This window comes from Enterovirga sp. (assembly GCF_028290205.1).
GTDB lineage: Bacteria > Pseudomonadota > Alphaproteobacteria > Rhizobiales > Beijerinckiaceae > Enterovirga.
Map to the genome: position 1 here is coordinate 21,514 of NZ_JAQGKF010000120.1, position 6,569 is coordinate 28,082.

Annotated in this window: 4 protein-coding genes; all 4 read left to right on the forward strand. The window is 66.9% G+C overall.

The genetic code is table 11. The features are described from left to right. Positions 1-10: 10 nt before the first annotated feature. Positions 11-712 (forward strand): 50S ribosomal protein L1, encoded by a 702-nt coding sequence (gene rplA, locus JWR86_RS08535; RefSeq protein WP_299563614.1) that lies wholly within the window; start codon positions 11-13, stop codon positions 710-712. A gap of 537 nt (positions 713-1,249) precedes the next feature. Next, the gene (gene rplJ, locus JWR86_RS08540) at positions 1,250-1,768 is read left to right on the forward strand and encodes a 50S ribosomal protein L10 (protein ID WP_299563617.1); all 519 of its coding nucleotides are present in this window, start codon (positions 1,250-1,252) and stop codon (positions 1,766-1,768) included. Between the two features lie 63 nt (positions 1,769-1,831). Further along, the gene (gene rplL / locus JWR86_RS08545) at positions 1,832-2,203 is read left to right on the forward strand and encodes a 50S ribosomal protein L7/L12 (RefSeq protein WP_299563620.1); all 372 of its coding nucleotides are present in this window, start codon (positions 1,832-1,834) and stop codon (positions 2,201-2,203) included. A 282-nt stretch (positions 2,204-2,485) separates the two neighbouring features. Then, positions 2,486-6,565, forward strand: a complete 4,080-nt coding sequence (gene rpoB / locus JWR86_RS08550) for a DNA-directed RNA polymerase subunit beta (protein WP_299563623.1) — start codon at positions 2,486-2,488, stop codon at positions 6,563-6,565. Positions 6,566-6,569 lie beyond the last annotated feature (4 nt).

The following is a 6,569-nucleotide window of genomic DNA, read 5'->3' on the forward strand; positions in this document are numbered from 1 at the left end:
GGAGGGGCACATGGCCAAGGCAGGAAAGCGCGTCCGAGCTGCCCGCGAGGGCATCGACGCAGCCAAGCTCTACCCCCTCTCCGAGGCGGTGTCGCTGGTGAAGGCGCGCGCAAGCGCCAAGTTCGACGAGACGCTCGAGATCGCGATGAATCTCGGCGTCGATCCCCGCCACGCTGACCAGATGGTCCGCGGCGTGTGCAACCTGCCGAACGGCACGGGCCGGACGGTCCGGGTCGCCGTGTTTGCGCGCGGCGCCAAGGCCGACGAGGCCAAGGCCGCCGGCGCCGACATCGTCGGGGCCGAGGACCTGCTCGAGTCCGTGCAGGGCGGCACGATCGACTTCGATCGCTGCATCGCCACGCCCGACATGATGGGTCTCGTGGGTCGGCTCGGCAAGGTGCTCGGGCCGCGCGGCCTGATGCCGAACCCGCGCGTCGGCACGGTGACCATGAACGTCTCTCAGGCGGTCAAGGACGCCAAGGGCGGCGCGGTCGAGTTCCGGGTCGAAAAGGCCGGCATCATCCATGGCGGCATCGGCAAGGTGTCCTTCGACGAGCAGAAGCTGGTCGAGAACATCCGGGCCTTCGCCGACGCGGTCGCCAAGGCCAAGCCGGCCGGCGCCAAGGGCACCTACATCAAGGGCATCGCGGTCTCCTCGACCATGGGCCCGGGCGTGCGGGTCGATCCGGCGACGCTGCAAGCCGGGGCGTGACCCCGGCCGACAGGCCGGCCGACCTGTCCCGAGGCCGGCCCGCACCTCTGACCATCGGTCGAACCCGGACGCTGGCGGAACGGGCGCATCCCGCGCGATTCTGCCTCTTGGCTTCCGGCCGCCCGTCCGTTAAGAGGTGGGGCATGTCTCTAAATTCCTGCGGTCAGCGGCCCCTCCTGGGCCGGTGATCGCTTTCGTATTCCAGTCGGGAAGCCGGCTGGAAGGACGGCCGGCGGATGTGGGCCACGCCCTCCTCTGTCCGGCCTTGTCCTGTCCGAGACTGCAGGCGCCCGCGGGCGGCTCCTCCCTCGGGAGGGCGGCGCAACGGCTTAATACCCGCCTGCATAGACGGGGAAACCGAATCACCTCCGCCTCGCGCGGAGAGCTGTAGACGGTTCGAACCATCTCGCCCAGCGCCGGCTCGCCGGCTTTGGGTGGACAGGGCTCACGACGTCGACCCGCCCGCGGCCTGCCTGCGTCGGGTCGGCACCTGTAACCGGCGGAGCCCGTTCGGGTTCCACCAACCGGAGAGCCAGAGTGGACAGAGCAGCAAAACGCGAGCTCGTCTCGACGCTGAACGGGGTGTTTTCCGACACCTCCGTCGTCGTCGTGGCCCACTACAAGGGTCTCACCGTCGCCGACATGCAGAAGCTGCGCGCGCAGATGAAGCAGGCCGGCGCCACGGTGAAGGTCGCCAAGAACCGCCTTGCCCGGATCGCCCTCGACGGCACCGACGTCGCGTCGATCCAGCCTCTCCTCAAGGGTCCGACCCTGATCGCCTATTCGGGTGATCCGGTCGCCGCCCCGAAGGTTGCCGTCAATTTCGCCAAGGCCAACGACAAGCTCGTGATCCTCGGCGGAGCGATGGGCAAGACGGCCCTGAACCTGGAAGGCGTGCGCTCGCTGGCGCAGTTGCCGTCCCTGGATGAGTTGCGCGGGAAGCTGGTCGGCCTGGTTCAGGCCCCGGCAACCAAGATCGCGCAGGTCGTCAACGCGCCGGCTGCCAAGCTCGCGCGCGTGTTCGGAGCCTACGCGGCCAAGGACGAAGCGGCCTGAGGCCAAACATCACGGCGCGCGAGAGCTGCGCCTCCCCTGTTCGAACCGTTCGAGGATACTTACATGGCTGATCTCACCAAGCTCGTCGACGACCTGTCGTCCCTCACCGTTCTCGAAGCTGCTGAGCTCGCGAAGCTGCTCGAGGAAAAGTGGGGCGTCTCGGCCGCGGCTGCGGTCGCGGTTGCCGCCGGTCCTGCCGCTGCTGCCGCCCCCGTCGAGGAGCAGACCGAGTTCACGGTCATTCTGGCCGCTGCTGGCGACAAGAAGATCGAGGTCATCAAGGAGGTCCGCGCGATCACCGGCCTCGGCCTCAAGGAAGCCAAGGACCTGGTCGAAGCGGCCCCGAAGCCGGTCAAGGAAGGCGTGTCCAAGGACGACGCCGCCAAGCTCAAGGCGCAGCTCGAGAAGGCCGGCGCCAAGGTCGAGCTCAAGTAACGCCGCGGCATGCATCCGCATGCCGCCAGCGTCATCCCGGGCGGCCGTCGGCCGTGCCGGGATCCGGCCGCCGCGCTGAGCGTCGGCCGGACTTTCCGGCGCAGGCCGGGAGTGACGCAGGAGTGAATTGAGACAGGCGGTCTCGGGCGTTTCGCCCGGGGCCGCTCCGTCGTTCCCGCATTCCGGGAACGAACCGTAACCGAGGCGGGCAACCCGCCGGCGGCTCATCCGGCCTCCCCATGCGGGAGGCCCGGTCAGCCGTTCCTGATGACGAGGTCCACGATGGGCAGCACGCTGGCAGGCCGCAAGCGTCTTCGCAAATTCTTCGGTAAGATCGCCGAGGTCGCGGAGATGCCGAATCTGATCGAGGTCCAGAAGGCGTCGTACGATCAGTTTCTCATGGTGGACGAGCCAGCCGGCGGGCGCGCCGACGAGGGGCTGCAGTCTGTTTTCAAGTCGGTGTTCCCGATCTCGGACTTCGCCGCCACGGCCCTGCTCGAGTTCGTGAAGTACACGTTCGAGCCCCCGAAATACGACGTCGACGAGTGCCGCCAACGCGGCATGACCTACTCTGCCCCGCTCAAGGTGACGCTGCGGCTGATCGTGTTCGATGTCGATCCCGACACCGGCGCCAAGTCGGTCAAGGACATCAAGGAGCAGGATGTCTACATGGGCGAAATGCCGCTCATGACGGATAACGGCACCTTCATCGTCAACGGCACCGAGCGCGTCATCGTCTCGCAGATGCACCGCTCGCCGGGCGTGTTCTTCGACCACGACAAGGGCAAGACCCATTCCTCGGGCAAGCTCCTGTTCGCGGCCCGCATCATCCCGTATCGCGGCTCCTGGCTCGACGTCGAATTCGACGCCAAGGACATCGTGCATGCCCGCATCGACCGGAAGCGCAAGATCCCGGTCACCTCGCTGCTGTTCGCGCTCGGGCTCGATTCCGAGGGCATTCTCGACAGGTTCTACAACCGCATCATCTATTCGCGCGACGACAAGGGTTGGCGCCAGCCCTTCGACGCCGAGAAGATGCGCGGCTTCAAGTCCGTGGACGATCTGGTCGACGCCGACACCGGCGAGGTCGTCCTGGAGGCCGGCCGCAAGCTGACCGTCCGGCAGGCCCGTCAGATGGCCGAATCCGGTCTGAAGTCGCTGCGCGTGCCCGAGGAGGATCTCTACGGCCAGTACATCGCCGAGGACCTCGTCAACGGCGCCACCGGCGAAATCCATGCCGAAGCCGGCGACGAGATCACCGACAAGCTGCTCGCCGCCCTGACGGAGGCCGGCTTCGACGACCTGCCGGTGCTCGACATCGACCACGTCAATATCGGGCCCTACATCCGCAACACCCTGGCCGTCGACAAGAACATCGGCCGTGAAGGCGCGCTGTTCGACATCTACCGGGTCATGCGCCCGGGCGAGCCGCCGACGCTGGAGACGGCCGAGAACATGTTCAACTCGCTGTTCTTCGACAGCGAGCGCTATGACCTCTCCGCCGTTGGCCGGGTCAAGATGAACATGCGGCTCGACCTCGATGCGCCGGACACGCAGCGGACCCTTCGCCGCGAGGACATGCTGGCGGTCGTTAAGGCGCTGGTCGACCTGCGCGACGGCAAGGGAGAGATCGACGACATCGACCACCTCGGCAACCGCCGGGTCCGGTCGGTCGGCGAGCTTATGGAGAACCAGTATCGGCTGGGCCTCCTGCGCATGGAACGCGCCATCAAGGAGCGCATGTCCTCGGTCGACATCGACACGGTGATGCCGCAGGACCTGATCAACGCGAAGCCGGCGGCGGCGGCCGTGCGCGAGTTCTTCGGCTCGTCCCAGCTCAGCCAGTTCATGGACCAGACCAACCCGCTTTCCGAGGTGACGCATAAGCGCCGCCTGTCGGCGCTTGGGCCGGGCGGTCTCACCCGCGAACGGGCCGGGTTCGAGGTGCGCGACGTGCACCCGACCCATTATGGCCGCATCTGCCCGATCGAGACGCCGGAAGGGCCGAACATCGGCCTGATCAATTCGCTCGCGACCTTTGCGCGGGTGAACAAGTACGGCTTCATCGAATCGCCGTTCCGCCGGGTACGGGACGGCAAGGTGACGAGCGAGGTGATCTACCTCTCGGCCATGGAGGAGGCGAAGTACCACGTCGCCCAGGCCGACGCCGCCATGGACAGCGAAGGCGCGCTCACGAGCGACCTCGTCGTCTGCCGCAAGGCCGGTGAGGTGATGGTGGTCCCGACGCTGCGGGTCGACCTGATGGACGTGTCGCCGAAGCAGCTCGTCTCGGTGGCGGCCGCGCTGATCCCGTTCCTCGAGAACGACGACGCCAACCGCGCCCTGATGGGCTCCAACATGCAGCGCCAGGCGGTGCCGCTCGTCCAGGCCGATGCGCCCTTCGTGGGCACCGGCATGGAAGCCGTGGTGGCGCGGGATTCCGGCGCCGCCATCGGGGCGCGCCGCGCCGGCATCGTCGACCAGGTGGATGCGACCCGCATCGTCATCCGCGCGACGGACGAGATGGACCCCACCCGCCCGGGCGTCGACATCTACCGGCTGCAGAAGTTCCAGCGCTCCAACCAGAACACCTGCATCACGCAGAAGCCGCTGGTGCGGGTTGGGGATCAGGTGCTCAAGGGCGACATCATCGCCGACGGCCCCTCGACGGATCTCGGCGAGCTCGCGCTCGGCCGGAACGTGCTCGTCGCGTTCATGCCGTGGAACGGCTACAACTTCGAGGACTCGATCCTGCTGTCCGAGCGGATCGTCAAGGACGACGTCTTCACCTCGATCCACATCGAGGAATTCGAGGTGATGGCCCGCGACACCAAGCTCGGGCCTGAGGAGATCACGCGCGACATCCCGAACGTTTCGGAAGAGGCGCTGAAGAACCTCGACGAAGCCGGCATCGTCTATATCGGGGCTGAGGTGCACGCGGGCGACATCCTGTGCGGCAAGATCACGCCGAAGGGCGAAAGCCCGATGACGCCGGAGGAAAAGCTCCTTCGCGCCATCTTCGGTGAGAAGGCCTCGGACGTTCGGGACACCTCGCTGCGGGTGCCGCCGGGCGTCACCGGCACCATTGTCGAGGTGCGGGTGTTCAATCGGCACGGCGTCGACAAGGACGAGCGCGCCCAGGCCATCGAGCGCGAGGAAATCGAGCGGCTCGCCAAGGACCGCGACGACGAGCAGTCGATCCTCGACCGCAACACCTTCGCGCGTCTCGCCGAGGTGCTGGACGGCCAGCAGGGCGTGGCCGGCCCGAAGGGCTTCAAGCGCGACCAGACGCTGACCCGCGAGCTCCTGGGCGAGTATCCGCGCTCGCAATGGTGGGCCTTCGCGGTGCTCGACGACAAGATCATGGTCGAGCTCGAGGCCATGCAGAAGCAGTACGACGAGTCGAAGAAGCGCCTTGAGCAGCGCTTCCTTGACAAGGTCGAGAAGCTGCAGCGCGGCGACGAACTGCCGCCCGGCGTCATGAAGATGGTCAAGGTCTTCGTGGCCGTGAAGCGCAAGATCCAGCCGGGCGACAAGATGGCCGGCCGGCACGGCAACAAGGGCGTCGTGTCCAAGATCGTGCCGATCGAGGACATGCCGTTCCTGGAAGACGGGACGCATGCCGACATCGTGCTCAACCCGCTCGGCGTGCCGTCGCGGATGAATGTCGGCCAGATCCTCGAGACCCATCTCGGATGGGCGGCGGCCGGCCTCGGCCGGCAGGTCGCGCAGGCGGTGGACGCCTATCAGCGCTCGCATGACGGCAACAAGCTCCGTGCCGCCATGACCGCGGTCTATGGCAACGGGGCGGACCTGACCGGCATGTCCGATCAGGAGCTGGCCGAGATGGGTCAGACGCTGCGCCGCGGCGTGCCGATCGCCACGCCCGTCTTCGACGGCGCCAAGGAATCCGACATCGAGGACCTGCTGCGGCAGGCGGGCCTCGACGCGTCGGGCCAGGTGACCCTCTATGACGGACGCTCGGGCGAGGCCTTCGACCGCAAGGTCACGGTCGGCTACATCTACATGCTGAAGCTGCACCACCTGGTGGACGACAAGATCCACGCCCGCTCGATCGGCCCCTACAGCCTGGTCACCCAGCAGCCGCTGGGCGGCAAGGCCCAGTTCGGCGGTCAGCGCTTCGGGGAAATGGAGGTGTGGGCGCTCGAAGCCTACGGCGCCGCCTACACCCTGCAGGAGATGCTGACGGTGAAGTCGGACGACGTTGCAGGCCGCACAAAGGTCTACGAAAGCATCGTGCGTGGCGACGACACCTTCGAAGCCGGCATTCCCGAGAGCTTCAATGTGCTCGTGAAGGAAATGCGTTCGCTCGGCCTGAACGTCGAGCTGGAGAACAGCTGATCGA

Bases quoted from the DNA above. Each gene is read 5' to 3' on its own strand.
- rplA (WP_299563614.1), top strand. From the start codon at position 11: ATGGCCAAGGCAGGAAAGCGCGTCCGAGCTGCCCGCGAGGGCATCGAC.
- rplL (WP_299563620.1), top strand. From the start codon at position 1,832: ATGGCTGATCTCACCAAGCTCGTCGACGACCTGTCGTCCCTCACCGTT.
- rpoB (WP_299563623.1), top strand. From the start codon at position 2,486: ATGGGCAGCACGCTGGCAGGCCGCAAGCGTCTTCGCAAATTCTTCGGT.